This window comes from Cupriavidus sp. HMR-1 (genome assembly GCF_000319775.1).
Taxonomy (GTDB): Bacteria; Pseudomonadota; Gammaproteobacteria; order Burkholderiales; family Burkholderiaceae; genus Cupriavidus; species Cupriavidus metallidurans.
Genome location: NZ_ANKP01000020.1, coordinates 25,748 through 52,121, shown reverse-complemented (window position 1 = coordinate 52,121; position 26,374 = coordinate 25,748). Strand labels below are relative to the sequence as shown.

The 26,374-nt window shown below is 65.0% G+C and carries 23 protein-coding genes and 1 tRNA gene; 10 read left to right on the top strand and 14 right to left on the bottom strand.

What is annotated here, in order from left to right:
- Positions 1 to 775 (bottom strand): DNA-processing protein DprA (gene dprA / locus D769_RS00695; protein ID WP_008641026.1); only part of this gene is annotated, 775 nt, incomplete at its 3' end.
- Positions 776 to 813: 38 nt separating this feature from the next.
- Positions 814 to 1,989 (bottom strand): LysM peptidoglycan-binding domain-containing protein, encoded by a 1,176-nt coding sequence (locus D769_RS00690; RefSeq protein WP_035881168.1) that lies wholly within the window; start codon positions 1,987 to 1,989, stop codon positions 814 to 816.
- A gap of 164 nt (positions 1,990 to 2,153) precedes the next feature.
- Between D769_RS00690 and def the strand changes: the two genes are divergently transcribed.
- From def to D769_RS00650, 8 genes are all read left to right on the top strand, one after another.
- On the top strand, positions 2,154 to 2,660 hold the full coding sequence (gene def, locus D769_RS00685; RefSeq protein WP_008641024.1) for a peptide deformylase: 507 nt from the start codon (positions 2,154 to 2,156) through the stop codon (positions 2,658 to 2,660).
- A gap of 115 nt (positions 2,661 to 2,775) precedes the next feature.
- A complete protein-coding gene (fmt, locus tag D769_RS00680) occupies positions 2,776 to 3,774 on the top strand; it encodes a methionyl-tRNA formyltransferase (protein ID WP_008641023.1) in 999 nt (332 codons plus the stop codon).
- 164 nt (positions 3,775 to 3,938) lie between these two features.
- Complete coding sequence (gene htpX / locus D769_RS00675) at positions 3,939 to 4,799, top strand: zinc metalloprotease HtpX (protein WP_008641022.1); 861 nt, start codon at positions 3,939 to 3,941, stop codon at positions 4,797 to 4,799.
- 145 nt (positions 4,800 to 4,944) lie between these two features.
- The gene (rsmB, locus tag D769_RS00670; protein ID WP_008641020.1) at positions 4,945 to 6,318 is read left to right on the top strand and encodes a 16S rRNA (cytosine(967)-C(5))-methyltransferase RsmB; all 1,374 of its coding nucleotides are present in this window, start codon (positions 4,945 to 4,947) and stop codon (positions 6,316 to 6,318) included.
- Between the two features lie 9 nt (positions 6,319 to 6,327).
- The gene (locus tag D769_RS00665) at positions 6,328 to 7,158 is read left to right on the top strand and encodes a DUF4390 domain-containing protein (RefSeq protein ID WP_008641019.1); all 831 of its coding nucleotides are present in this window, start codon (positions 6,328 to 6,330) and stop codon (positions 7,156 to 7,158) included.
- Entirely contained in the window at positions 7,155 to 9,638 is a 2,484-nt protein-coding gene (locus D769_RS00660; protein WP_008641018.1) for a PAS domain-containing sensor histidine kinase, read from the top strand. Before D769_RS00665 ends, D769_RS00660 begins: the two co-directional genes overlap by 4 nt.
- A 56-nt stretch (positions 9,639 to 9,694) precedes the next feature.
- A complete protein-coding gene (locus D769_RS00655) occupies positions 9,695 to 10,411 on the top strand; it encodes a response regulator (protein WP_008641017.1) in 717 nt (238 codons plus the stop codon).
- A 57-nt stretch (positions 10,412 to 10,468) separates the two neighbouring features.
- Positions 10,469 to 10,544 (top strand) — tRNA-Phe (locus D769_RS00650).
- A gap of 117 nt (positions 10,545 to 10,661) precedes the next feature.
- Here D769_RS00650 and D769_RS00645 read toward each other — a convergent pair.
- Genes D769_RS00645 through D769_RS00635 form a run of 3 tightly spaced genes read right to left on the bottom strand, consistent with a single transcriptional unit; the run spans position 10,662 to position 13,710 of the window.
- A complete protein-coding gene (locus tag D769_RS00645; protein ID WP_008641016.1) occupies positions 10,662 to 12,047 on the bottom strand; it encodes a Na+/solute symporter in 1,386 nt (461 codons plus the stop codon).
- Between the two features lie 18 nt (positions 12,048 to 12,065).
- Complete coding sequence (locus tag D769_RS00640) at positions 12,066 to 12,275, bottom strand: DUF3311 domain-containing protein (RefSeq protein ID WP_008641015.1); 210 nt, start codon at positions 12,273 to 12,275, stop codon at positions 12,066 to 12,068.
- A 13-nt stretch (positions 12,276 to 12,288) separates the two neighbouring features.
- Positions 12,289 to 13,710 (bottom strand): amidase family protein, encoded by a 1,422-nt coding sequence (locus D769_RS00635; protein WP_152414897.1) that lies wholly within the window; start codon positions 13,708 to 13,710, stop codon positions 12,289 to 12,291.
- Positions 13,711 to 13,903: 193 nt separating this feature from the next.
- Between D769_RS00635 and D769_RS00630 the strand changes: the two genes are divergently transcribed.
- Positions 13,904 to 14,812 carry a LysR substrate-binding domain-containing protein gene (locus D769_RS00630; RefSeq protein ID WP_008641013.1) on the top strand — a complete coding sequence of 303 codons (909 nt, stop codon included), beginning with the start codon at positions 13,904 to 13,906 and terminating at the stop codon, positions 14,810 to 14,812.
- 9 nt (positions 14,813 to 14,821) lie between these two features.
- Here D769_RS00630 and D769_RS00625 read toward each other — a convergent pair whose 3' ends face one another.
- From D769_RS00625 to D769_RS00600, 6 genes are all read right to left on the bottom strand, one after another.
- A complete protein-coding gene (locus D769_RS00625) occupies positions 14,822 to 16,303 on the bottom strand; it encodes an FAD-dependent oxidoreductase (protein WP_008641012.1) in 1,482 nt (493 codons plus the stop codon).
- Positions 16,304 to 16,384: 81 nt separating this feature from the next.
- Positions 16,385 to 17,296 (bottom strand): patatin-like phospholipase family protein, encoded by a 912-nt coding sequence (locus D769_RS00620; RefSeq protein WP_008641010.1) that lies wholly within the window; start codon positions 17,294 to 17,296, stop codon positions 16,385 to 16,387.
- Between the two features lie 8 nt (positions 17,297 to 17,304).
- The gene (locus tag D769_RS00615) at positions 17,305 to 17,721 is read right to left on the bottom strand and encodes a PaaI family thioesterase (RefSeq protein ID WP_008641008.1); all 417 of its coding nucleotides are present in this window, start codon (positions 17,719 to 17,721) and stop codon (positions 17,305 to 17,307) included.
- Between the two features lie 105 nt (positions 17,722 to 17,826).
- A complete protein-coding gene (locus D769_RS00610; RefSeq protein WP_008641007.1) occupies positions 17,827 to 19,341 on the bottom strand; it encodes a tripartite tricarboxylate transporter permease in 1,515 nt (504 codons plus the stop codon).
- A 28-nt stretch (positions 19,342 to 19,369) separates the two neighbouring features.
- A complete protein-coding gene (locus tag D769_RS00605; protein ID WP_008641005.1) occupies positions 19,370 to 19,843 on the bottom strand; it encodes a tripartite tricarboxylate transporter TctB family protein in 474 nt (157 codons plus the stop codon).
- Positions 19,844 to 20,072: 229 nt separating this feature from the next.
- Positions 20,073 to 21,041, bottom strand: coding sequence for a tripartite tricarboxylate transporter substrate-binding protein (locus D769_RS00600; RefSeq protein ID WP_008641004.1), 969 nt, complete (start codon positions 21,039 to 21,041; stop codon positions 20,073 to 20,075).
- 412 nt (positions 21,042 to 21,453) lie between these two features.
- On the opposite strand from D769_RS00600, the gene D769_RS00595 reads away from it, so the two are divergent.
- A complete protein-coding gene (locus D769_RS00595; protein WP_008641003.1) occupies positions 21,454 to 21,948 on the top strand; it encodes a hypothetical protein in 495 nt (164 codons plus the stop codon).
- 61 nt (positions 21,949 to 22,009) lie between these two features.
- On the opposite strand, the gene D769_RS00590 is transcribed toward D769_RS00595, so the two are convergent.
- The 3 genes from D769_RS00590 to dinB form a co-directional block, all read right to left on the bottom strand.
- Positions 22,010 to 23,782, bottom strand: a complete 1,773-nt coding sequence (locus D769_RS00590) for a cellulose biosynthesis regulator YedQ (protein WP_008641001.1) — start codon at positions 23,780 to 23,782, stop codon at positions 22,010 to 22,012.
- Positions 23,783 to 23,926: 144 nt separating this feature from the next.
- Complete coding sequence (locus tag D769_RS00585; RefSeq protein ID WP_008640996.1) at positions 23,927 to 25,123, bottom strand: MFS transporter; 1,197 nt, start codon at positions 25,121 to 25,123, stop codon at positions 23,927 to 23,929.
- A gap of 60 nt (positions 25,124 to 25,183) precedes the next feature.
- On the bottom strand, positions 25,184 to 26,365 hold the full coding sequence (dinB, locus tag D769_RS00580; RefSeq protein ID WP_035881155.1) for a DNA polymerase IV: 1,182 nt from the start codon (positions 26,363 to 26,365) through the stop codon (positions 25,184 to 25,186).
- Positions 26,366 to 26,374 lie beyond the last annotated feature (9 nt).

Below are 26,374 nucleotides of genomic sequence, written 5' to 3'. Positions count from 1 at the left end.
CCCTGCCGATCTCGGACGCCAGCCGCGCCGTGATCAGCGAACCCGACCGCTCCGCCGCTTCCACCACCAGCACGCCGCGAGACAGGGCCGCAATGATACGGTTGCGACGCGGAAAGTGGTTCGGCAACCCGGGCGTGCCCAGTGCAAACTCGCTGACGATGGCACCGCCCGCGTCGACGATCCGATGTGCCAGCGCATGATGCCTGCCCGGGTAGACGATATCGGCGCCCGTCCCGATCACGGCCACAGTGCCGCCCGGCCCCTCAAGTGCCCCGGCGTGGGCTGCGGCGTCGATGCCGAGCGCAAGGCCGGACACCACTGTCCATCCGGCATTGGAAAACGCCGATGCAAACGCCTGGGCATCGCGCGCGCCTTGCGTTGTCGCCTTGCGCGCGCCGACCATGCCAAGCGCTGGACCAGCCAGACGGTTGGGGTCTCCATTGATATAGAGCAGCAGGGGAGGGTCGGCCAGATCGAGCAGCCCCACCGGATAACCGGCATCGGCCATCGTGACCATGGCGTGGCGGGCATCGGCCAGCCACGCAAGCGTGCAGTCGATCAACGCCGACATGGCGGCATCCGGCGGCGCGTTCAATACACACGCCACCTTGGCATCCACCACTTCACGCAGGCTTGCCAGGTTCTGGGCGAGCACAGTCTGCGGCAGGCCGAACTTCGCCAGCAGGCGTCGTCCGGCCAGTGCGCTGACGCCCGGCGTCGCCGTCAGCCGCAGCCAGGCTGCGACCTCGGCGGGATCGCGAGTCGAATCGGTCATCGGCAACGATGCGGCGCGTGGCAGGACACGCGCCCTGGTCAGCGCGGCGTCGAGGCGATATCGCCAACCTTCATCACGTTGGACGCGTCAGTCACCAGCGCGTACGCAACGCCCGGGAACACGCGATAGACATACGCGAGACCGTAGCGATCATCGGGCAACTCGATAGCGCGATTGCCATCGGTCGGATCGGCGACGTGGCCACCATCGCTCGAGAGCGCCAGCACGTGGCCCGGCTCCAGACCGGCGTTGGCGCCGATATTGAGCACCACGATCTGCTTGGCGCCGCCATAGCGCACGCCGCCATACACCGCGGCCACACGTCCCTCGACTTCACCATCGGGAGCATGCGGCACATAGCGGATCAGTTCGCGCTGCGGCTGCGGCAGCAGCAGCGAGCCCGGACCAATTTCCTGCAGGGACTGGGTGGCCTGGACCGTGGTCACCGCATTCGGGCCCTCGGGTCCGCGCGTCACGCGCACGCTGCCTTCGTAAGCCGCCTCGAAGCCGATTACCCGGCCGGTGACCGGATCGAGCACGGGGCTGGCCGGCCGGAATGCCTGCCAGTCGCTGCCGAGCGAGGCGTCGGCCGGCGCAATGCCGCGCGCGTAGGCCGTATCACCGCGCCCCATATAGACGCGGGCGTCGGGCAGAGCGACGATGCGCGCCGAGGTATCCACCGTGCCTTGGTCAACGACGAGCGGACGGATCAGGAACGGCTCGATATCGCTGGAGGCAATGCTCTGGATGGCCTCGCCGTCGCCACCATTCCCGCGAATGCGCGGGGACAGGCGGACGTCGCCACTGGCGCCGCCCGGAGGGTTGGTGGACAGGTAGGCACGGCCATCGCGCTGGACCAGATAGAGAATCTGGCCCGGATAGATCAGGTGAGGATTGTGGACCTGCTGCCGGTTCATGCCCCACAGCTGGGGCCAGCGCCAGGGCTGGCGCAGGTACTGTCCGGAAATGCCCCAAAGCGTGTCGCCCGAACGCACCGTATACTGACTGGGCGCATTGGGCGAGAGATCGGCAACGGGGATGCCCTGCTGTGCCGTGCGATCGGCCTCCGCAAGCTGGACCGGCGAGACGCTCAGGTCAGCGGCCTGAACCGCCATGGTCATCCCAGTTGTGATCCCTGCGACACTCAAGATGGCGAGGGTGAACGCGTGCAGCCTGCGGCCCGACGCCGCCTGTTCTTTGGTAAGATCGCGCATTTTCCTGAACCGGTCGGGAGAACGACCGGATTGACCCTAGGTAGAGCGTGCCTGCTGCGGCGCGCCTTGAATTTTTGTACTAGCGCCCCGATTCTGCATGGAAACCCCGGTCGCCGCAACGGCGGCCGGACCGTGGACAGCACCCGGCGTTGCGCCCGAGCATCATGGCAAAACTCGACATCCTCACCTACCCCGATCCTCGTCTGCACAAAGTGGCCAAGCCCGTGGAGGTGGTGGACGACCGCATCCGCCAGCTCGTGAAAGACATGGCCGAAACCATGTACGAAGCGCCCGGCATTGGCCTGGCCGCGACGCAAGTGGACGTGCACGAGCGCGTGATCGTGATCGACATTTCCGAGAGCCGGGATGAGTTGATGGTGTTCATCAACCCCGAGGTCACTTGGGCCAGCGAGAACCGCAAGGTATGGGAAGAGGGCTGCCTGTCGGTGCCCGAAGTCTATGACCGCGTGGAGCGCCCGGATCGCGTCAAGGTACGCGCGCTCGACGAGAAGGGCGAAACGTTCGAGCTCGACGCCGACGATCTGCTCGCTGTATGTATACAGCACGAGATCGATCACCTCGACGGCAAGGTATTCGTGGAATATCTGTCGCCACTCAAGCTCCAACGCATCAAGAGCAAACTCCAGAAGCGCGTGCGCTCACGCATGTAAGGATGTAACAATCGCGCGGAAGCGGAAACGCCTCTGCTAAGGTTACAGCTTCCGAAGAACACATACGTACCCGGCCGCTATGCGGCCGGTGTCGTTTTCATTGCGGAATATCGTCATGACCCAAGCCCAGCCACTGCGCGTCGCTTTTGCGGGAACACCGGAATTCGCGCGCGTCGCCCTTGAGGCCATTCACGCCGCCGGATTTCCGGTGGTCGCCGTGCTGACCCAGCCAGACCGGCCCGCCGGCCGGGGCATGCAATTGCAGGCCAGCCCGGTCAAACAGTTTGCCATCGAGGCCGGCTTGGGCCCGGTGCTGCAGCCACGCTCGTTGCGCCGCCAGGGCAAGTATCCGGAGGAAGCCGGCGCGGCCGTCGACACGCTCGCGGAAATCGCGCCCGATGTGATGGTGGTGGCCGCCTACGGCCTGATTCTGCCGACCGAAGTCCTTGAGTTGCCGCGCCATGGCTGCCTGAATATCCATGCCTCGCTGCTGCCGCGGTGGCGCGGCGCCGCGCCGATCCATCGCGCGATCGAGGCGGGCGACCCGGAGACCGGCATCACGCTGATGCAGATGGACGAGGGGCTCGACACCGGCGCGATGTTGTCGCGCGAGTCCACGCCGATCGGCCCGCAGGACAGTACCGGCACGCTGCACGACACACTGGCCGCGCTCGGCGGGCGCATGATCGTGGATGCGCTGCGCCAGCTCGCCGCGGGCCAGCCGCTCACCGCCACGCCGCAGCCCGAAGCCGGTGTCACCTACGCGGAGAAAATCGCCAAGGATGAGGCACCGCTCGACCTGACGCGCCCGGCCACCGAACTGGCGAACCAGATCCGCGCCTTCAACCCGTTCCCGGGCGCCACGGTGCAAGTGGGCGATACCGTCATCAAGTGCTGGCAGGCGCTGCCGCTGGCCGCCGCCACCAGCCTGCCGCATCCCCCGGGCACGATCCTGGCCGCCGACTCAGCCGGCGTGATCATCGCCTGCGGCAATGGCAGCGCCCTGCAGGTCACCGAGTTGCAGAAGCCCGGCGGCCGGCGCCAGCCAGCGCAACAGTTCCTGCAGGCCATGCCGCTGCCACCGGGAACGCGCTGCCTGATTGCCGGCGCCTAGCAGGTACTCCATGGCGAGCGCCGCAGCAATGTGACCCCGGGTTATCACAATGCGTAAAACGTCGCCTCCGGCATTGAATTTCCACGGTTCACACCCTATCTAACCGTTATCGTGTCCACGCAGGGGCGTGGCACGCGACTGACAGACGATCTGGAGATCAAGCCATGTTCAACTGGGTCAAGACCTTCATGCTGATGGCCGCGATCACGGCGCTGTTCGTTGTGATCGGCGGCATGATCGGCGGACGCAACGGCATGACATTCGCCCTGCTGATCGCGCTCGGCATGAACTTCTTCTCCTACTGGTTCTCGGACAAGATGGTCCTGCGCATGTACAACGCGCAGGAAGTGGATGCCAGCACCGCGCCGCAGTTCTACAACATGGTGCACGAGCTTTCGCAGCGTGCCGGCCTGCCGATGCCGCGCGTGTACCTGATCAACGAGGATGCGCCAAACGCGTTTGCCACTGGCCGCAATCCCGAACACGCCGCGGTGGCCGCCACCACGGGCATCCTGCGGGTGCTCTCGGACCGCGAACTGCGCGGCGTGATGGCCCACGAACTCGCGCACGTGAAGCATCGCGACATCCTGACCTCGACCATCGCCGCGACGATGGCCGGCGCCATTTCCGCGCTGGCCAATATGGCGATGTTCTTCGGCGGGCGCGACGAGAACGGCAACCGCTCGAATCCGATTGCCGCCATCGCCGTGGCGATCCTGGCGCCGCTGGCCGCATCGCTGATCCAGATGGCGATCTCGCGGGCACGCGAATTCGAGGCCGACCGCGGCGGCGCGGAGATCAGCGGAGACCCGCAGGCCCTGGCCAGCGCGCTCGACAAGATCCATCGCTACGCCCAGGGCATTCCGTTCCAGGCCGCCGAGGAGCATCCGGCCACGGCGCAGATGATGATCATGAATCCGCTCTCGGGCGGCGGGATCGCGAACCTGTTCTCGACCCACCCCGCCACGGAGGAACGGATCGCGCGCCTGATGCAGATGGCACAGACCGGCACCTACCCGGCCTGACGCGCATTGCCACGTTTCCGGGGGCTCATGCCCGGTAACAGGTAAACTGCCCGCTGTGTTCCGTCAGGAGCCGGCGGGCTTTTTCGTATCCGCACGGGCCCGACGGCCCGTACCACCCGTTTTTTGCAGATTTCCGGTATTTCCCATGCGCCTGCCACCAGATTCCCTTGCCTTCCAGATGCTCGGCGCCGCCGCTGCAGTACGCGGCGTCCATGAAGGCACGGCCCTGCCGCAAGCCATCGAGGACGCCACCAACCTGCTGCGCCTGGACCGCGTGCGCGATGCCGCGACGCGCGGCGCCATCCAGGACCTGGCCTACCGCACCGTGCGGCAGTTCGGCGCCACGCGCGCCCTGGTGACGCAACTGGTCACCCGCCCTCCCGGCGCGCTGGTCGATTCCCTGCTGGCCGTGGCGCTCGCGCTGCTGCTAGAAGGCGAGGAGGGCGATCGTAGCAAGGTCGGACGCGGCGGCTACTCCGACTTCACCGTCGTCGATCAGGCCGTCAGCGCAGCAGCCTCGGAGCCGAAGACCGCCCACGCGCGCGGGCTCGTCAACGCAGTACTGCGCCGGTTCCTGCGTGAGCGCAAGGCCCTGATGGACGCGATCGCCAAGGACGAGGAAGCACGCTGGAACCTGCCCACGTGGTGGCTTGAGCAACTCCGCGCCGCATACCCGGATCGATGGACGGCATTGGCAGAGAGCGTCAATGCCCGCCCGCCAATGACGCTGCGCGTCAACAGCAAGCGCCTGTCGGTCGACGAATACCTGAAGGAACTGGCCAACGCGGGCATGGCGGGCACCGCCATCGGCCCTCAGGCCGTGCGGCTGGTTCGGGCATTTCCGGTATCGCAGGTGCCAGGCTTCGCCACCGGCGATGTCTCCGTACAGGATGCCGGCGCCCAGCTTGCCGCGCCGCTCTGCGAAGTTGCCGACGGGATGCGCGTGCTGGACGCCTGTGCGGCCCCCGGGGGCAAGACCGGCCATCTGCTCGAACTGGCCGATATCCACGTGACCGCCGTGGAAAGCGATGCGGAGCGCGCCGCGCGCATTCATGAGAATCTGGCCCGCCTGGACCAGCGTGCCGAGGTCATCGTTGGCGATGCCAGCCGCCCGCAGGACTGGTGGGATGGCCAGCAGTTCGACCGCATTCTGGCCGATGTGCCGTGCTCGGCGTCGGGCATCGTCCGACGCCATCCCGATATCCGCTGGCTGCGCCGCGAATCGGACATCGCGAAGCTTGTCAATGAGCAACGTCGCATCGTGTCGCAATTGTGGTCGCTCCTTAAGCCAGGCGGCATTCTGGTCTATGTGACCTGTTCTATTTTCCCAACGGAGGGCGAAGAGCAGGCGCTCTGGTTTGGTGCCCAGCTCCCAGATGCGATACGATTGCAGGCGCCCGGGCAGCTCCTGCCCGGCACGAAGGCGCAGGAGACGGCCGGCACCGACATGGCCGGCCAGCCAAGCCTGCCATCGGATCACGATGGCTTCTACTACGCCCGCTTCCAGAAACGCGCCTGAATTCCACCGATGCTGAGCACGCCGCGCCTGTTCGACCTACGTGTCCCCGGTCACGCGTTGCGCGAGTGCCCGGCAGACTCGCTGGTGAACACACTCCGCGCATGGTGCGCGGCCACGATGATGATGCTGATGCTGATGGTGCTTGCCCCGCATGCATCGGCGCAGCTCATCGAGACCACCGAGGCCCGCATCGAGTACCAGGACGGCGGATTCGATCTCGCCGCGTCGTTCGACTTCGACCTGCCGCCCGCGCTGGAAGACGCCCTGCACAAGGGCATCTCGCTCTATTTCGTCGTCGACTTCCAGCTCACGCGCCCACGCTGGTACTGGTTCGACGAGAAGCCGGTCAACACCATGCGCACGGTGCGCATTTCCTATCAGCCGTTGACGCGCCAGTACCGCGTGTCGACCGGTGGCCTGCAATTACCGTTCAGCCGTCTCAAGAGCGCGCTGCAGTTCATCCAGCAAGTACGCGGCTGGCGCGTGTTCGAACGCAACCAGGTCAGGCTCGGCGAGACCTATCACGCCGAAACACGGATGCGCCTGGACCTTTCCCAGCTACCGAAGCCGTTCCAGATCAACGCCGTGAATACGCGTGAGTGGAACCTGTCGTCGGAGTGGAAGCGCTTCAACTACACGGTGCCGACCAACCTCGACGCACCGCCGCCACCGGCCCCGGTAGCACCGCCGCCCGTTGCGCCACCCGCACCGCCGGCCATGCCCGGCTCGTCACCAACGCCCGCTTCGGCCGTCAGCGCGGAACCACGCACGCAGTTCTCGCAAACGCTGTCGAATGCGTTGTCCACGAACCAACTGGTCCAGCCGGTAAGCCAGCCATGAACGGCAATCCGTGGGACAGCAGATTCCGACGCCTGCTCTATCGCGTCGTGGTGGGCATCATCGTCTTCCTGGCGTTGGTACTGGTGGGACTGCTAGCCGGGGCCTCGGCCAATACCGAGTTCTTCGACCGCTATTTCACGCTGCTCTTCAAGATCAACCTCGTTGTCGGCGCCTTGCTGGTGCTGACCGTGGGCGCGCTCGCGTTGACGCTCTGGCTGCGCTATCGCCGCGGCAAGTTCGGCACGCGGCTGATGTCGAAGCTGGCCGTGTTCTTCGGCGTGGTCGGCGTATTGCCGGGCGTTCTGATCTATCTGGTCTCGCTGCAGTTCGTTTCCCGCAGTATCGAGTCGTGGTTCGACGTGCGCGTGGAAACCGCGCTCGAGGCCGGCCTCAATCTCGGCCGCTCCACCATCGACAGCCAGTTGGCCGATCTGCAGGGCAAGGCGCGCTTGATGGCCGACCAGCTGACCGGCTCGAGCGGCATGGCAACGTCGCTGCAACTGAACCGCCTGCGCGAGCAGTACGGCGTACAGGAAGCCGCGATCTTCACCGGCAGCGGACGCGTGCTGGCAACGGCGTCAAGCAGCTATGCGTCGCTGGTGCCGGACCTGCCATCCGGCGTGCTGGCAGAGCAGGCACGCATGGCCGGAGGCTATGCGGCAGTGGAAGGTGGCACCGATCCGTCGACTGGCGACAAACCGCAGCCCAATGTCGATAGCAGCCATCTCTACCGGCTGCGCGTGATCATTCCGCTGGGACCCGCGCCGAGCGCGGCAGCCTCCGACGATCAGGCACAGGCCACTGCAAGTGCTGCCGTGGCCGCGGCGGCGCGTACCCAGCATCCCCCGCCGAAACTCGGCCTGCCCGTGCCGAGTAGTCGTTGGGCAGGCTCGGGCCTGTCCGTGGAGCGTCGCCCCGAGGATGCGCCCGCCACGGGCTTCGGCCTGGTGGGCGACACTGTGCGAGAGGAGCGATACCTGCAGGTCCTGCACCCGGTACCTGGCGTGCTCGCGCGCAATGCCGACGAGGTCCAGCGGGCCTATCAGGAATATCAGGAAAAGGCGCTGGGCCGCACCGGCCTGCGCAAGATGTACATCGGCACGCTGACGCTGACGCTGTTCCTCGCCGTGTTTATCGCCGTGATGCTGGCGCTGCTGCTGGGCGGCCAGCTAGCCCGCCCGCTGCTGATGCTGCTGCAGGGCACGAAGGAAGTGGCGGAGGGCGACCTCTCTCCCAAGCGTGAGCTCAAAAGCCGCGACGAACTCGGGATGCTGACCCAGCAGTTCAACCAGATGACGCGTCAGCTTTCTGAAGCGCGCATCGCCGTGGAAGAGAATCGCAGTGCGCTCGAGCAGTCGAAGGCGTATCTGGAAAGCGTGCTGCGGAATCTGACCGCAGGTGTGCTCGTGTTCGACCGGCGCTTTGTGCTGATCACTACCAACCCCGGCGCCGAGCGCATCTTTCGCCAGCCGCTCAACGGTGTGCTGGGCCACCCGGTGGAACAGATCCCCGGCATGAACGACTTCGCGGAGATCGTGCGTCAGGCATTTTCCGAGCAGACCACCAGCGAGGTCCTGGGGGGCGCGCAGCACTGGCAGAAGCAGATCGAGTTGCCGCAGGGCGACGAGGAGCAGCCGCTCACACTGCTGGTTCGCGGCGCGCATCTTCCTGGCGGCAGCCATGACGAACCGGGCTACGTGGTGGTGTTCGACGATATCTCCGACGTGATCTCGGCACAGCGTTCGGTGGCCTGGGGAGAAGTGGCGCGCCGTCTTGCCCACGAGATCAAGAATCCGCTGACACCGATCCAGCTATCGGCGGAACGGCTGCAGATGAAGCTGTCCCCTAAACTTGAGACGTCGGATGCCGAAGTACTGAAACGTGGGGCTGCGACAATCGTCAACCAGGTGGCGGCGATGAAGCGCATGGTCGATGATTTCCGCGACTACGCGCGCACGCCGCCGGCTGTGATGCAGTCGCTGCCGCTCAACGGCCTGGTGTCGGAAGTCCTGCATCTCTACGGCATCGATGACCCTGCCGTGCACGAGCACCCCGTGATCCATCCGACGCTGGACACGGATATGCCTGAAATCAAAGGCGATCCGACCCAACTCAGGCAAGTGATTCACAACCTGTTGCAAAATGCCCAGGATGCGGTGGCGGAAAACGTTGCGGCCGGTAGGGCGGCGCCCCATATCACTCTGCACACCGAGACTGTAGAATACAAAGATTCTGCCGGCGAAGACCGGCAAGCCGTCAAGCTGTCCATAGCGGACAATGGCCCCGGCTTCGCACCACGGATTCTGAGCCGCGCGTTCGAACCCTATGTGACCACGAAGGCCAAGGGCACGGGTCTCGGGCTGGCGATGGTGAAAAAGATCATTGACGAACATGGCGCACGCATCGAGGTGCGCAATCGCATGAACGGCACCGAGATCATTGGCGCTCAGATCTCGATCCTGTTCGTTAAGCTGGCATAGTCAATCTTGCGCACCGGCAACGTCCGGTGACGCTGCGGTGGGGTTAAGAGGAACGTATGGCAACCATCCTCGTAGTCGATGACGAAATGGGTATCCGGGAGCTGCTCTCGGAAATCCTGAGCGACGAAGGCCACGTGGTCGAAGTGGCGGAGAACGCCCAGCAGGCACGCGAGTTCCGTGCAGGCGCGACGCCGGACCTGGTGCTGCTCGATATCTGGATGCCGGATACGGACGGCGTGACGCTGCTCAAGGAGTGGTCGGCACAGGGCTTCCTGACCATGCCGGTCATCATGATGTCCGGCCATGCGACGATCGACACGGCCGTCGAAGCCACCAAGATCGGCGCGCTCAACTTCCTTGAGAAGCCGATCGCGCTGCAGAAGCTGCTGTCCGCCGTCGAGGCAGGGCTGGCCCGTGGGGTCGAGCGCCCACGCGCCGCGCCTTCCGTGGTGGCCGCACCTGCCGCCGCCAGCACGGGCGAAGCCGCGGTCTCCGCGATGGCAACCGCCGAGGTACCGGCCGAGGCCATCGCGAACGGCACGGCTACCCGCGGTGTGCCCGAAGGTGAAATGCAGTTCTCGTTCGACATGCCGCTGCGTGAAGCGCGCGACCTGTTCGAGCGTGCGTACTTCGAGTACCACCTGGTGCGCGAACACGGCAGCATGACCCGAGTGGCGGAGAAGACCGGTCTGGAGCGTACCCACCTGTACCGCAAGCTCAAGCAGCTGGGCGTGGAACTGGGCCGCAACAAGCCCGAGCCGACCGAGCAATAAGTGGCTCGACAAAACGCTTGACGAACCAGTTTTGCACAGTTATAGTTTCGCTTCTTTGGCCCGGTAGCTCAGTCGGTAGAGCAGAGGATTGAAAATCCTTGTGTCGGCGGTTCGATTCCGTCCCAGGCCACCAGATTCAAGCAAAACGGACGCTTCGGCGTCCGTTTTGCTTTTTGCGTTCTGCATTCGGTCGGTTGGAATCGGGCGATGCCCGACCCCGCGACCATCAAGCATCTGGCCTGCTGTGCGACTACGCCGTCGCCTGAAGCCCCTTCGGGGTACGAAGCAGGTTCAGCACCACCATCACCACGACGTTCGCCGCGAGGCAGGGCAGTCCAAGGTTGATGCCACCCAGATCCACCTTCTCGAGATACAGCACGACCGCCATCAACTGGCCGGTCAGGATGCCCAGCACCACCGCGCTTGGCCTGACACGTAGCGAGAACAGGATGACGATCATCCCTGGCAGGAACTGCGTCACGCCGTAGTACGTGGTGTTGATCAGCGTGAGCATCAGGTTCGGCGCCATCAGCGTCATCAGGATTGACACGATCAGGTACACGACGATCACCCCCTTTGCACCCGCCTTCTGCCTGGACTCTGGCAGGTGCGGCAGCAGGTTGCGCGTGACGATGGGACCGATCGCCAGACACATGCCCGTCAGCACCAGCAGGCCCGACAGCGCAGCGGCCGCCGCCACCAGGCCCAGTAGCCAGGAGGGCAACAGGTGGGTGGCCGCCACGAAGAAGGCCTCGTTCGCCGTTGCAAGCGTGTCGCTGCGCGTCAGCGCGTAGTACGACGCCAGTACCAGGAACGGATACATCAGCATGTACAGCGGCATGGCCACTTGCGTGCGGCGGATCGTATCGGCGCTTTTCGCCGTGTAGATGAACTGCACCGAGATCGGCATCATGTAGAAGCCAAGCGACTGGAACAGGATCGTGCTCATCGAAAAGCGTAGCTGCTCGTCGTTCATCCGGTTGCTGACCTGCTCGCTCGCCACGTGGAAGACCTTCGCCACGCCGACCTCGCCCGCAACCGCCAGACCCGTCACCACGATCGCCACCACCATCAGCACGTCCTTGAGCACCGCCACGTAGGCCGACGAACGCACGCCGGATATGGCGATGTACGTGAAGGCGAGCACCGCCGCGATCAGGACCAGATGGAGCGGCTGGAAGCTCCAGCCTAGCCCCCGGAACGCGACGATCAGGCCCGTGAACTGTAGCTGCGCCATCGGCAACAGGAACAGGATCGACGACAGCGCGACCACGAACTCCACGGCGCGGTTGTCGAAGTGGCCCTTGAACAGGTCAGCCAGTGTGATGGCATTGAAGCGCTGGCCGGCCTCCCATATCTTCGGCGCCAGGAAGTATCCAAGCGGATAGGCCAGCAGGATATAGCCCAGGAACCAGATGCCGTAGGTCGGCCCCTTCGCGTAGATGCCGCCGGCGAAGCCCACCATCGTGGCCACGCTGTAGATCTCGCCAGCCGCCAGGAAGAACACGAGGAACGCGCCGAACTGCCGGGACGCGACGAAGAAGTCATGAGCGCTTTGCGACCCCTTTCCCTTGCGCGAACGCAGGGCCAGGTACAGCGACAGGACGATGAAGCCGAGGAAAACCGCTGTGGACATAAGAGTGGCTCCCGGTAGTCAGGCGTCCAGCCGACGCTCGGCGTCGACAGGACGATCGAAGAAGCGCCAGCAGACGTAGAGGCACACCGACGTCAGCACGAACCAGGCGAACATCCACGCATAGATGAATGGCACGCCGAGCACGAAGGTGTCTACCGACGCAACCCAGGGCAGCAGCCCCAGCACGCCAACGTAGGGAATGCCGATGCCGATCAGTAGCTTGAGCATGACCGGACTCCTTTCAGCGCGCGGCCGACGTCTGGGGATCGATCGGCGTCATCACGCCACAGCGCGCCTCGATGGCCTCGCCGGCGGACAGGATCAGGCTTTCCTGAAAGCGTCCGGCTACCAGTTGCACACCCATTGGCAAGCCTCCCGCCAATCCAGTGGGCACGGACAGCCCGGGCAGGCCGAGAATTGCCGTTGCGAGCATCGGACTCTGCGCGTCGAGGATGTGGCGCGCGGCATCAGCGCCCTGACGGTCCGCGTCGATCAGGAACGGGCGTTGCCAGGACACGGGCATCAGCAACAGCGGGTGGCGTTCGAAGAACTGCTGCCACTCGCGCAGCAGCGTGGTGCGTCGCGCCAGGGCGTTCATGTATCCGGCGAGATCCAGCGATGCTGTCTGACGTCGTTGGGTGCCGATGGCAGCGCGCACGGCATCGTCGCCGTCACGCTCGATGATGTCGCCCAGGCCAGCAGCCAGTTCGTTCATCGTCAGTGCCAGCCACAGGTCGGTCGCCTCCTGCAATCGAGGTGGCACGACTTCCTCTACGACGCAGCCGGCATCCTCGAGCCAGCGAGCCGCCTGCCTTACGGCGGCCGTGACCGCTTCGTCAGCCGTGAAGCCCGGCAGGGTTGCGCAGACGGCAATGCGTGTCGGAAAGGTCTTGTGAGCGCTACCAACCGAGGCCGAAGCCTGCCAGGGGTCACGGCTGTCCGGCGCGGCCATCGCGGTCAGCGCCAGACGCAGGTCGCCTACCGTGCGTGCGAGCGGCCCCTGCACGGACGATAGCTGCGCGCCCATCGTGCGCTCACGCAACTGCGAGGGATTGAAGGCCGGCACCAGACCCTGTGTCGGGCGCAGCCCGGCAACACCGCAAGCATAGGCCGGATAGCGAATCGAGCCGCCCTGGTCATTGCCGTGCGCGATGGCGCCGATACCGGCCGCCACCGCAGCCGAGGCGCCGCCGCTGGACCCGCCCGGTGTATGGCTGGCGTTCCACGGATTGAGGGTACGGCCATGCAGGTCGTTGTCAGTGAACCAGCGCAGCGAGAATGCCGGCGTGTTGGTGCGGCCGATGATCACGGCGCCGGCCTTGCGGAGATTGGCAACCACCGGGCTGTCCACGCTGGCCACCGTGTCCTGGAACGCCACCACGCCATTGGTCGTGGCACGGCCCGCCATGTCGACGTTGACCTTCACCGTCACGGGAACACCATGCAGCGGCCCAAGCGACTCGCCCCGGGCCAGCGCCGCATCGGCGTCGGCCGCTGCCTGCATCGCCTCGTACGCCAGCACGTCGACGACGGCATTGATCGACGGATTGACAGCGTCCAGTCGGGCCAGGCTACTGGCAGCAACCTCCACCGACGATACCTCGCGCTTTGCGATCTGGCTGGCCGCCTCGGCCGCGCTCCAACGCCACAGCTCGTTGCTCACGTTGCTCATGCGTCTGTCTCCTGTTTCCGTGTTTTGAGTTTTGTGTTCGGCCGCCTGTGGGGCTGACGGCACGTCGGAGAAAGACTAGTCCGCTATGATGCATACCAAAAGACAATACTTTTCCGATGGTGACCACTAGGAGTTGTCATCATTTGCGTCGCGGCAGGACACCTGCCCTGGGGAGACAACACACATGCGGGACCATCAATTGAAAGCGTGGCTGCGGCTGGTCGAAACCGGCAGCATCCGTGGCGCCGCGCGCAGTCTGCACCTGAGCCAGGCAGCGATCACGAAGGCCATTCGCGAACTGGAAGAAGACCTCGATGCGCCGCTGATCGTCAGAAGCTCGCGCGGTATCACGCTCACCGAGTGCGGCCGCCAGCTGACCGTCCGCGCGCGGCAGTCGCAGAACCAGCTCACGCTCGCGCGCCAGGACATCCGTCAGCTGATGGGCGGTGAAAAAGCCCGCGTGTCGGTCGCGGTGACGCCGATGGTCTTCCTGAGTGTGCTCCCCGATGTCCTGCGAGATTTCCGGCGCAGCATGCCGCTGGCCGACCTGACGCTCGAAGAGGGCCTGATGCCCGCGGTATTGCCCGCGCTGCGCGCCGGCACGGTCGACTTCGCGATTGCCGCGCTGATTCCGGAGACGCTGGGCAGCGAGTTCGATTTCGAGCCCCTGAAGACGCTCGACGTCATGATCGCAGGTCGCCGTGGACACCCGCTGGCCAACGCCACGCGCTGGGAAGAACTGGTGGAGTGCGACTGGCTGATGCAGCTATCGCCAGGCAGCCAGCACACCTTCCTGCTCGATCAGTTGCAGCAACTCGGCCTGCCGCTTCCCCGGCGCATCATCAAGACCAATACGTTCGGCGTGACGTCGAGTCTGCTGGTCAGCACCGATGCCGTGTCGACGATCCCGAGCAGCATCCTGAAGGTGGGTCCCCAGTCGGAGCAGCTCACGCGCATTCCCGTGGACGTACCGCTGCGGCCCCTGGTGCTCGGCATCGTGACGCTGCGCGACAACCCGCTCTCGCTGGCCGCCACGCGATTCTCGAACCTGTTTCGCGAAGCACTATCGCGCGTGAATCCGGCGCTGGACTAGTTCACATCCCTAGCCGAACAGTTCCTCCGCCACCGTAGGATGCAGTGGCATCGTCGTCTTCAGATGCGCATCCTTCACGCCGAGGCGCAGTGCAACGGCAAAGGTTTGGATGATCTCCGGCGCGGCGTTGTCCATCAGGTGCGCACCCAGCACCCGCCCGCTGCGCGCGTTGAACACCAGCTTGAACACCGAGGGCTGCGCCACGCCACCGAAGCGGTTCTCCAGCGACACGAACCGCTTGATCTCGGTGCGCACGCGATCGGCTCTGCCGCCGGCGGCTTCGATCGCCTGTGTCTCAGTCAATCCCACCGCTCCGATCGCGGGTTCGCTGAACACGGCGGTCGGCACGAAATCAAAATCGGCGATATCACCACGTTTGCCGAACAACCGATCGGCAAGCCAGCGCCCCTGCGCGATGGCTACCGGCGTCAGATGCAGATTCCGATCCATGCAGTCGCCGATCGCATGGATCGAGCGCACCGTGGTGCGGAACTGCCGGTCGACGCAAATGCCGCCGCGTTCGCCAAGCTGCACGCCAAGCGCATCGAGCCCGAGTTCGGCGATGCTGGGCCGGCGCCCGATCGCCGCGAGCACCGCCTGTGCGCGCACGGTCTGCGTGCGGCCAGGATTGTTCTGCTGCGTGTAGCAGACTTCCGTCGCGCCGTTGGCCTGCGACAGCATCGTCACGTCGGCCCTGAAATGGAGTCGCACGCCCTTTGCCGCGAGTGCCTCGGCCAGCGCCGCGGCAATATCGTGATCGAACTTCGGCAGCAGGCGATCTCCGCGCACCAGCAGGTCCACTTTCACGCCATAGCGCGAGAGAATCGACGCCATCTCCACGGCAATGTAGCCGCCGCCGATCACGGCGATCGATGCAGGCACGGTCTGCCAGGTGAACACGTCATCGGACGAACTCGCCAGCTCGCCGCCCGGAACGGGCAGGGCGAGGGGATGCGCGCCAGTGGCGATCAGCGTTTTGCGCGTGCGGATGATCTCGTTGCCGACCACCACCTCGTCCGGTCCACTGAGTCGCGCATCGCCATGCAGGATCTCGACGCCGGCCTCATTGAGCCGTTGCGCGTACGACGCATTGAGCCGCGCCACTTCGGCATTCACGCGCACACTGGCATCGCGCCAGTCTTCCTTGCCGCCGGTATGCGACAGGCACGTCGAGAGGATCGACGCCCAGTTCGCGCCATAGGAAAGCATCTTCTTTGGCACGCAACCGCGATTCACGCAGGTGCCGCCAATGGCGTCGCGCTCGACCAGTATCACGCGTGCGCCATGCGATGCCGCGCGGCGCGCCGCGGCCACGCCACCGGAGCCTGCGCCGATCACGACGAAATCCGCTTCACGCGTGGTGGGCCGCACGGAACGCTTGCGGCGCGGCACACGCTCGACAACCGGCTCCGCGCTAACCTCGCTGGCGCGGCGCCGGGCTTTTGCCGTTGTCTTCGTGGTGGTCGCCGTTGATGCCTGACGCTTAGTCATTCATGCCTCCTTGCCTGGCAGCCCTTGGCCGCATTGCACATTGCACACACGATCGACCGGCGCCAATCTGGCGCATACCACTCAAGACGCCGGCAACAACTCCTCTCTGATCTCGGGCCACTCGCGCAGGAACGTTTCCGCATCGCGGCAGCCCAGGTCGTATGCATGCGTCATCGCCTCGGGCCGGGTGTAATCCCAGCTCGAAATCGGCACACGCATCGACGGTTGCAGATACAGGCGACGCTGGCCGTCCACCTCGAGCACGAAGCGGCGCGGGCGTGGATACAGCCTGGTCACCAGCACCAGCACATTGCCCGGCGTGGCATCGAGCGCATCGACGGGGACGTTGTCGACCAGCCCGCCGTCGAGCACCGCGCGGCCACCCCGGCGAAGTACTGGCGTGAACGGTGGCGTCGATGCCGATTGCAGCAGCAGATCGGCCAGATCCTCGGGCGACCGGCAATCCTGCGCGCGCACGAACTCCGGATGAAAGCCAAGCTTGCGGCCCAGCCTCGGATGCAGTGTCTTGAGCAGGTGCTTGTCGATGTTGTACGCGAGCAGGCCGGCCGCTACGGCCAGACGCGGGCCGCTCCAGCGCGGGATATGCGCGACGCCGATGCGAATCTCCGGTGCTTCCTGCAATCGCTCCAGACGGCTGTCGCCAAACAGCGAAAGCAATGCGTTGCGATAGATGCCGTAGTGCGGAAATACGCGTTCGCGCCGCAGCAGGTTGCCCCAGTACGCATTGCGCGAATTGTTGGCCAGCACCTCGCGGTAGTAGGCCATGGTCTGCTTCGAATCATTGGCGTAGACCATGCACGCCGTCGCCGCGCCCGCCGAGATGCCAGCGATCACGCGCGGCCTCAGTTTCAGCTCTGGCGCCACGGTGTCCCACCACCCGGCCTGCCACCAGCAGCGGTTGCCACCACCAGCGAAAACGATCTGGTCGAACGGCTGCGCACCTGTCGAAGGGATGGAAGTGGAGGTCGACATGCCGGCGTTCAAAGCAGCGCGTAGGTGGTAGTGGCCTGCACGGCGAGCTTGCCGTCCTTGCCAGTGAGTTCGATCTCGCCGAACACCACGGTCTTGCCAAGCCGCAGCACGTTGGCGCGCACGAGCACATCGCCGTCGATCACGGGACGCATGAAGTTGGTGGTGAGGCTGACGGTCGTCATCGGGCGGAAATTGCCCAGGGCGTTCGCGATGGCGACGATCATCGCCGTGTCCGCCGCGGACATCAGCACCTGCCCGCACACCACGCCGCCGGCGTGGCGAAGGCTTTCGCTGAAAGGCAGACGCAGTGTCACGCCATCGGCATCGACGGCTTCGGCACGCAGGCCAAGCTCACGCACCCAGGGGGCCAGCACGCGTTCGAGCGTGGCGTCGATGTCGGCTAGCGTGAAAGTGGATTCGGGCACGGTCCGTGTCTCCTCGGCGCACGATGTTGTTTGCGCCAATGATACAGGGGGCCGAAGCCCCCTGCCCAAACCCGCCGGGCCGCCCCGAAGGGCGGAACCTGGGATTTATGCCGCGTTGTCCGCTTCCGCGCGTGCGGTCGTGCGGCTGGCGTGCCAGCGCAGCAGACGCGGGAGCACCACCACCGCCACGGTCATGGCCAGGATGGTTGCCGAGATCGGCTGCTTGATGAACAGGCTCCAGTCGCCCTGACCGATCGACAGCGCATTGCGAAGCTGCTTCTCGGCCATCGGCCCCAGAATCAGGCCGACAATGACCGGCGCGGTCGGGAAATCGAAGCGGCGCATCGCCATGCCGAGCAGGCCGATCACGAACAGCAGCAGCAGATCGAACCACGACTGGCGAATGCCATACGCACCCAGGCCGGCGAAGATCAGAATGCCACCGTACAGCAGCGGCGTCGGCACGCGCAGCATGCGCACCCACAGGCCGATTGCCGGCAGGTTCAGCACCAGCAGCATCACGTTGCCGATATACAGCGAAGCGAGCAGGCCCCACACCAGATCGCCCGAGGTCTGGAACAGCATCGGACCCGGTTGCAGGTTGTAGTTCTGGAACGCCGCCAGCAGGATTGCCGTGGTGTTCGAAGTCGGGATGCCCAGCGTCAGCAGCGGGGCCAGCGTGGCGGTCACGGCGGCGTTGTTGGCGGCCTCGGGGCCAGCCACGCCTTCGATCGCACCAACGCGGCCGAACTCGTCCTTGTGGTCGGACAGCTTCTTCTCGGCGGCATACGACAGGAACGTCGGAATCTCCGCGCCGCCGGCAGGAATCAGGCCGAACGGGAAGCCGATAACCGTGCCGCGAATCCAGGCCGGCACCGAGCGCTTCCAGTCCGACTTGTTCATGTGGACCGAGCTCAGTTTATTGAACGAGCCTTCGGGCTGCGGGAAGAAGGCGTTGAATAGCGCCTCACCCACCGCAAACAGGCCCACGGCCACCACGACGATGTCGATACCATCGTAGAGTTCCTGCACGTCCATCGAATAGCGTGTCTGGCCGGACAGCGAATCCATGCCGATCAGGCCGATACCAAGACCCAGGAACAGGCTGGTCATGCCGCGCAGCAGCGACGAACCGAGCACGGCCGAAACGGTCGTGAAGGCCAGCAGCATGATCATGAAGTACTCGCCCGGGCCAAACTGCAGCGCCACGTCGGCAGCCACCGGCGCGAACATCGACAGCAGCACCGTGGCGATCGTGCCGGCCACGAAGGAACCGATCGCGGCCGTGGCCAGCGCGGGGCCCGCACGGCCGTTCTTGGCCATCAGGTTGCCTTCCATCGCGGTGACCATCGTGGACGACTCGCCCGGCGTGTTCATCAGGATCGAGGTCGTCGAGCCACCGTACATCGCGCCGTAGTAGATGCCGGCGAACATGATCAGCGCGGCGGTCGGTTCCACCTTCGCGGTCAGCGGCAGCAGCATCGCCACGGTCAGCGCCGGGCCGATGCCCGGCAGCACGCCGATCGCGGTGCCCAGGAAGCAGCCCACCAGGGCCCACATCAGGTTAAGCGGCGTGATGGCCACGGCAAAGCCGTGCATCAACTGGTTCAGGGTATCCATGTTTCGTTCCTCCCGTTGGGGTGCGGGCTCAGAAGCCCGCTACCGGCAGCAGCGGCAGGTTGATGCCGAGCAAGAATTCGAACAGCGCCCACATCGGCACCGTGATGAGCAGGCCGATCAGCGCATCACGCACGATACGGCGGCTGCCATAGCCACGCGCCACGCACACCATCATCAGCGTCGACGAAAACACGAAGCCCAGCGTGCCGATCAGCGCCATGTTGGCCACCAGCCCCAACGCCACCCACAGGAAGCCCTTGAAGTTGTGCGGCGCCGACGGCAGTTCGGCATCCTCTTCGGGCATGTTGCGGAAGCCGCCGCGCACGCCTTGCCACGTCAGCAGCGCGCCGCACACCGCCAGGCCGATGGCCACCAGCGTGGGGACGAAGCGCGGCGACAGGCCGGCATAGCCTTCATCGCCGGAAATACCCGGCAATCCGGCAAAGAAGAAGGCGGACACCGCCAGGATGGCGACGCCGATGGAGACGTGGGATGGTTTCATGATGGGGCTCTCGGATGGTCCTGCCACCCGCACGGTCACGGGGCCCGGTGACGATATGGTTTGTTTTTTCGGTGCATCGCAGGTGGCGGCACCGGGCCCCGTGCCGCTCTCCGCACCGCCGGACATGACGGTCGGCGGCCGGGCGGGAACGACAGGGTGAAACGAACTTCCGCGTGCTTGCTGGTCGTCGGGGACCGCGGCTTGCGCGCCGGGCCCCTGTGGAGCGGTCTTACTTGGCGACGCCGAGTTCGCGCAGCGTGCCACCCAGGCGGGCGGATTCCGCGTCGACGAACTTGCCGAACTCGTCGCCGGTCAGCAGGAACGGCGTCCAGTCGTTCTTCTGCAGCGCGTCCTTCCAGACCGGGTTCTCGGTGCCCTTGACCACGGCGTCGATCATCGCCTTGCGCTGTTCGGCCGAGATGCCAGGCGCGCCATAAACACCGCGCCAGTTGTAGATCTCGACGTTGATGCCTTGCTCCTTGAGCGTCGGGATATCGGCGGTGCGATCCTTCGACGTCACGGCCAGCGCGCGCATCTTGCCGGTCTTGATGAACGGCAGGAACTCGGACACGCCAGCGATACCGACGGTCACGTGACCGCCCAGGATCGATGCCGAGGCTTCACCACCGCCCTGGAACGGCACATAGTTGATCTTCTTCGGGTCCACGCCAGCTTCCTTGGCGATCAGGCCAGCCAGGATGTGGTCGATCGAACCCTTCGAACCGCCGCCCCAGCTCACGCTGCCCGGATTGGCCTTCAGCTGCGTGGTCAGGTCCTTGATCGACTTGATCGGCGAGCTGGCCGGCACCGTCAGCACCATCGTGTCCGCGAACAGGCGCGCGATCGGCGTGGCGTTCTTCAGGGTCACCGGCGGGTGGTTCGTCTCGATCGCGCCGACCATCACGGCGCCGGTCACGATCAGCGCGTTCGGGTTGCCCTTGTCGGTGTTGACGAACTGGGTCAGGCCGATGGTGCCGCCCGCGCCGCCCTTGTTGTCATAGGAGGCGCTCTTGGCTGCGCCAGCTGCCACCATTGCCGCGCCGATGGTGCGGCCGGTCTGGTCGAAACCGCCACCGGGGTTGGCGCCAATCATGACCTTGAGGGAGTCCACGGCGTAGGCCGGAGCGGCCACCACGGCGGCGGCCAGCGTCGCGGAGGCGACGAAGGCGTGCGTGAAACGGGCGAACGAGCGATTCATCAATGCTGTCTCCTGTCTTTATTGGAATGTTGTGGTTGTACTGAGAGAACGGCCACGATGTATTTGGCCAGACTGCCGAAGGCATGGACATCGGCGATCATGGCCCGAATTCTAGATGGCCGAAACTGTCAAATGCCTGTCAAAACGTCAGCAAATGTGTTGGGGTTTACGTGGTGTTGTTTGCTTTGTCTGCCGTCGCAGGTCGTTGCCGCTGTCGCATTTCGGCATCGCCGGCTGGGGGGGAAATCTGATCTAAACATCTTTGACTTGGCGGCCGACATACATCTCACTACGATGGATTTCAGTTGCCTGCCGCACGGACGGAGCAATGACAAGAACAATCCGGACCGACGCACAACGATGCGAATCGGCCAACAAAACAGAAGTTTCAATGGGTGTCACTGGGGTCAAGATGGATACGATAATCAAGGCGTCGGACGGCTGGGTGCCGGAACTCGGCGCGGCAAGCGATCGCGGCCTGTGGAAAAGCACCATGGCGGCGGCCAACCAGGCACTGGAAGCGGCCAAGGGCATGCAGGCGGCCGTCAGCCAGTCGCTCAAGCTCCAGCGCAAGATCACCGCGCTGCGTGACGAACTGCACCGCATGGAAGCCGAACGCGATCTCTATCGCGACCTGCATTCCCGCACGGTCGACGAACTCAATCACACGCTCGACCTGAGCCCCGACGAATGGCAGCGCCTGCGCGCGGAAAACGAGACGCTGCAGATCCGCCATCGCGCCTACAAGCTGCTGGTGCAGCACTACGCGCGCAACGGCCTGGCGATTGAACCCGCAGTCTTCGCCGAGCAACGCAGCCGCGTTCAGCAACACATCCTGTTTCAGCGTCGCAAAGGGATTCCGGTGTCGGTCATCACTGCCGACGACATCGCGTTTCTCGTGCGCTGAGTTGAAATGCGCCATGGATTTGCGCGGGGCGCACTTGCCGTATCCCCGCGCAAGGAGCTGGTCATGAATTGCCTTGTCGCTGCATCGATGGCACCGCTGCACTACCGGCCGGCGCATCCGGCGCATCCGTCGCGCATACCCGATTACGCCCCGCTTCCTTGGCGACATAGAGCCGGCGGTCGGCCACTGCCAGCATGGCGTCGAGTGTCTGGCATCCGTCGGTCCCGGCTTCTGCAACACCAATAGACACGGTGAAGCGGATGCGTCCGTCGCCCGCGTCGGGGTGCGGCGCGTCGGGTGCCGCCTCGACGGACGCGGCTTCCACGGCCAGGCGCAGGCGCTCGGCCGCCGCCACGGCTTCATCCGACGAGGCACCCGGGAGCAGTACCGCGAATTCCTCGCCGCCAAGGCGGGCTGGAAAATCGATCTCGCGCAAGTGCTTGCGCATCAGGTCCGCCATCGCCATGAGCACGCAATCGCCGCTGGCGTGGCCCCATTTGTCGTTCACGCGCTTGAAGAAGTCAATGTCGAGCATCAGCATGGCCAGCGGCGTGCCATCGCGCTGCCGGCGGGCCGTCTCCTTTTTGAACTGTTCGCTAAAGCGGCGCCGGTTGGCCAGTTGCGTCAAGGGATCGGTCTCGGCCATCTGCTGGAGTTTCCTGCCGGCGGCCAGATAGTGGTCAAACAGCAGTGTCACCACACGCAGCGTGACATACATCAGCACAGGCAGCAGGAACCAGATCGTCAGCAATGGCAAGCTGAGGCGCCGGGCCACCGTCGCATAGACATCGTATTCGTCGAGCGTGTCCACCATTAGCCAGTTTCCGGCACTGCCCACGCGCTGGAAGTACACATACTGGCCGTTGACGTGCCGCATACCCGTGCCTTGCGAGATGAGGTCCGACACCGCCGTATTGCGCAGGTCCCCGGCGAAATCGTCGGGCCAGCGCAGATTGGTCTTGCCTCCGGTCTGACTCGAGACGATGACATTGCCGTTGCGGTCCAGCAGGTAGCGATGAGACCCCAGGATCTCCGGCAAGCCAATCAGGTCACGCAGACGGCGAATCTCCAGGTCCACGGCCACGACGCCACGGAAGCGTTTGGCGACGTAGACCGGCACGCTCAGTGTGGTGCGCAGTTGCGTGCTTTCGAATTGCGTGTAGACCTGCGCCCAGCGCATTTCGTGGCTGGGATCGCGATCGGGAAGCAGGCTGCGGTAATAGTCGATCCCGCTGAAGCGTTTGATCAGGGCAGGAGCCCTGTCCGGTGGCAACGCGGGATATGTCACGTAAAAGCCGTTACTCGAGATGAACGTCACCGTGCCATCGGGACGGTCGCTGCGCTGGCTGACGCCCAGCACATGGCTGAGCTGACGCGCGGCCTGCAGATCCGCCCGCAGGTCCTCGTCGCGGCGTTCGAAACCTTGCAGTCCTTTCAGGGTCTGGGGCGACACCCCCACGATCGGCGCGTCGCCAAGCGGTACCTGCAATTCCCAGACAGGTTCATTGCGTGCCGCATAGGCACGTTCGACATCGCCGTCAGTAGACGCTTTCGTACCCTGCTGGAGTTCGAGAAGCTGCTGCGCGTAATCGCGCACGAACGATAGCTTGAACCGTTCCGCATTGATAACCGCTTCCGCGCCAAGTGCGCGCAGCGCCAGGTCGTGTTGATGCAGGATCAGGACGCGCTCGCGCAGCAGGTACAGGTCGCGCATCGCCACGACAAGCATCAGCAGCATCGCCAGGCCAAATCCCACCACCACCACGCGCTGCGGATATATCAGTGCCGCACGCGGCAGCCAGCGCGGCCGCGGAAGCAGTTTGTGCCATGCCATTGGACGTCTCCGGCAAGCCCGCTTCTTGCGGGTACTGCGACGACGGATTCAGGAATGATGGTACCGATATGCTGGCACAGTGTAGAGCACACGACGACGTCTGGTGCATGGGAGACGAGCGTCTTCCGTCTGATTCAACCGCGGTCAGGTGCTTGCAGGCTCGGTTCGGAAATAGAGCAGGGCGACGGCCGGCAAGGCGAAGCCGATCCAGCTCGCCAGCGGCCAGCCGGCACGCGCATAGGCCCATGCGCCAACCGACGAGCCGATCGCGCCGCCGACGAAGAAGATGGCCATGTAGAGCCCATTCAGGCGGCTGCGATGCTCCGCGGACAAAGAGAAGATCGCGCGCTGCCCGATCACCAGGTTGGCCGACACGGCAAAGTCGAGCACGACGGCCGCGACGGTCAAGGCCACCAGTGACATGAGCGAACCTTCGACGCCGATGCGGCTCAGCAGGAAAGAGCCGGCGCCCAGCGCCAGTGCGATGGCGGTCATCTGGCGGCTGTGGCCACGATCGGCATAGCGGCCGGCCATCGGCGCGGCAATCGCGCCGGCCACGCCCACGAGCGCGAACACGGCGATGCCGGTCTGGGACATGTGGAAGGCGGGCCCGGCCAGGTACAGCGGCGTGGTGGTCCAGAACAGGCTGAATACACCGAACATGCTCGCCTGGTACATCGCGCGCCGCCGCAGCACCGGCTGCGTGCGCAACAGGTGCCCCATCGAGCCAAGCATCTCGACATAGTTCACGCCGGGCGCCGGCTGGCGCTGCGGCAGCTTGCGCGACAGCACCACGCCAAGCAGCACCATGGCCACGGCCGACGCCGCGAAGATCGTATGCCAGCCGAACAGGTCCGCCACCAGGCTCGATACCGGGCGGGCCAGCATGATGCCCATCAGCAGGCCGCTGGTCACGTTGCCGACGGCCCGGCCGCGCGCATGTTCGGGGGCGAGGTGTGCCGCGAACGGCACCAGTACCTGCACCGCCACCGAGCACAAGCCTATTGCGCAACCGGCGATCAGGAACACGCTCGCGTGGGTAGCGAGCGCTGCCGCGACCAATGCCACCGCGCAGCCGGCGATCAGCGTCAGTACAAGCTTGCGGTTCTCGACGATATCGCCCAAGGGCACCAGCAGCAGCAGGCCCACGCAATAGCCGATCTGGATCAGCGTGACGATCAGGCCGGCGATCTCGGGAGAAAGCTGGAGCGCCCGCGCGATCGGACCGACCAGTGGCTGGGCGTAGTAGAGATTGGCGACGATCATGCCGCACGCGGTGGCCAGGAGGGGAGTGATCCAGGCAGCAGGGGCGTCGGCGCGTTGGGCGGTGGCGGATGTCATGGCCGCCGATTCTACCGGGACATAGATAGGCCCGTATGACACAGGGGATTCAAACCCGCTTCAACGGAAAACAGGGGAATCCGGCTCGGCGTCGAAGCGCAATTCCTCCTGGACCGGCGCGGGGTCATCGCCCTGATCGGCGGCCGGGATCAACGCGCTGACGCGTACGCCGAGCAGCCGGATGCGTCGTTCCAGCGGGATACGTTTGAGGCACTCGGTAGCGCCATGCCGGATCGTCGCGCCGTCCGCGGTGTGCGCGGTCAGCGTCAGGTCGCGCGTGACGGTGTGGAAGTCGTCGAAACGCAGCTTGATGCCGACGGTGCGCCCCACATAGCCCTTGCGCCGCAGATCTTCGGCCACGCGCATGCAAAGCCGGGTGAATTGCTCGGACAGTACGGGACGATCGCTGCGCGGATGCAGATCACGCTCGAACGTGGTTTCGCGGCTCATCGACTTGGGTTCGGAGCTGACCACGACCTGCCGCTCGTCGCGCCCATTCGCCACTTCGGCCAGCCAGCTTGCGTAATTGCGGCCGAAATGGGCCTGCAGCAGCGCGGTGTCGGCCTCCGCCAATTGCCCCACGGTCTCGATGCCGATCGCCGCCAGCTTTTCCGCCGCCTTGGGGCCGATGCCATTGACCTTGCGGGCCGCCAGCGGCCAGATTCGTGTCGGGATATCGGCCGGCGTCAGGATCGTCAAGCCGTCGGGCTTGTCGAGTTCGGAACCGATCTTGGCCAGCAGCTTGTTTGGCGCCACGCAGATCGAACAGGTCAGCCCGGTGGCCGCGTTCACGGCTGCCTTGATGCGGGCCGCCACATCGCGCGCCTCGCCATCAACATCAGTCAGATCGATATATATCTCGTCGATTCCGCGATCTTCTATTTGTTCGGTGAATGATCTGACTGCAGCCTTGAACAACCCGGAGTAACGCCGGTAGGCGTCGAAGTCGGTCGGCAACAGGATTGCGTCGGGTGCGAGCTTGGCAGCCTTCATCATCCCCATGGCGGAGAACACGCCAAGCGCGCGGGCCTCGTAGGTGGACGTGGTCACGACGCCGCGTCCGGCGTAATCGCGCAGACGCGCATAACGGCGTGTGCCGTCGGGCAGGACCTCGGGCACGGCGTTGCGACCGCCCCCGATCACGACGGCCTGGCCGCGCAAATCCGGGTAGCGCAACAGTTCGACGGACGCATAGAAGGCATCCATGTCGAGATGGGCGATGCGCCGTGCGGATAAGGACATGGACGAAAG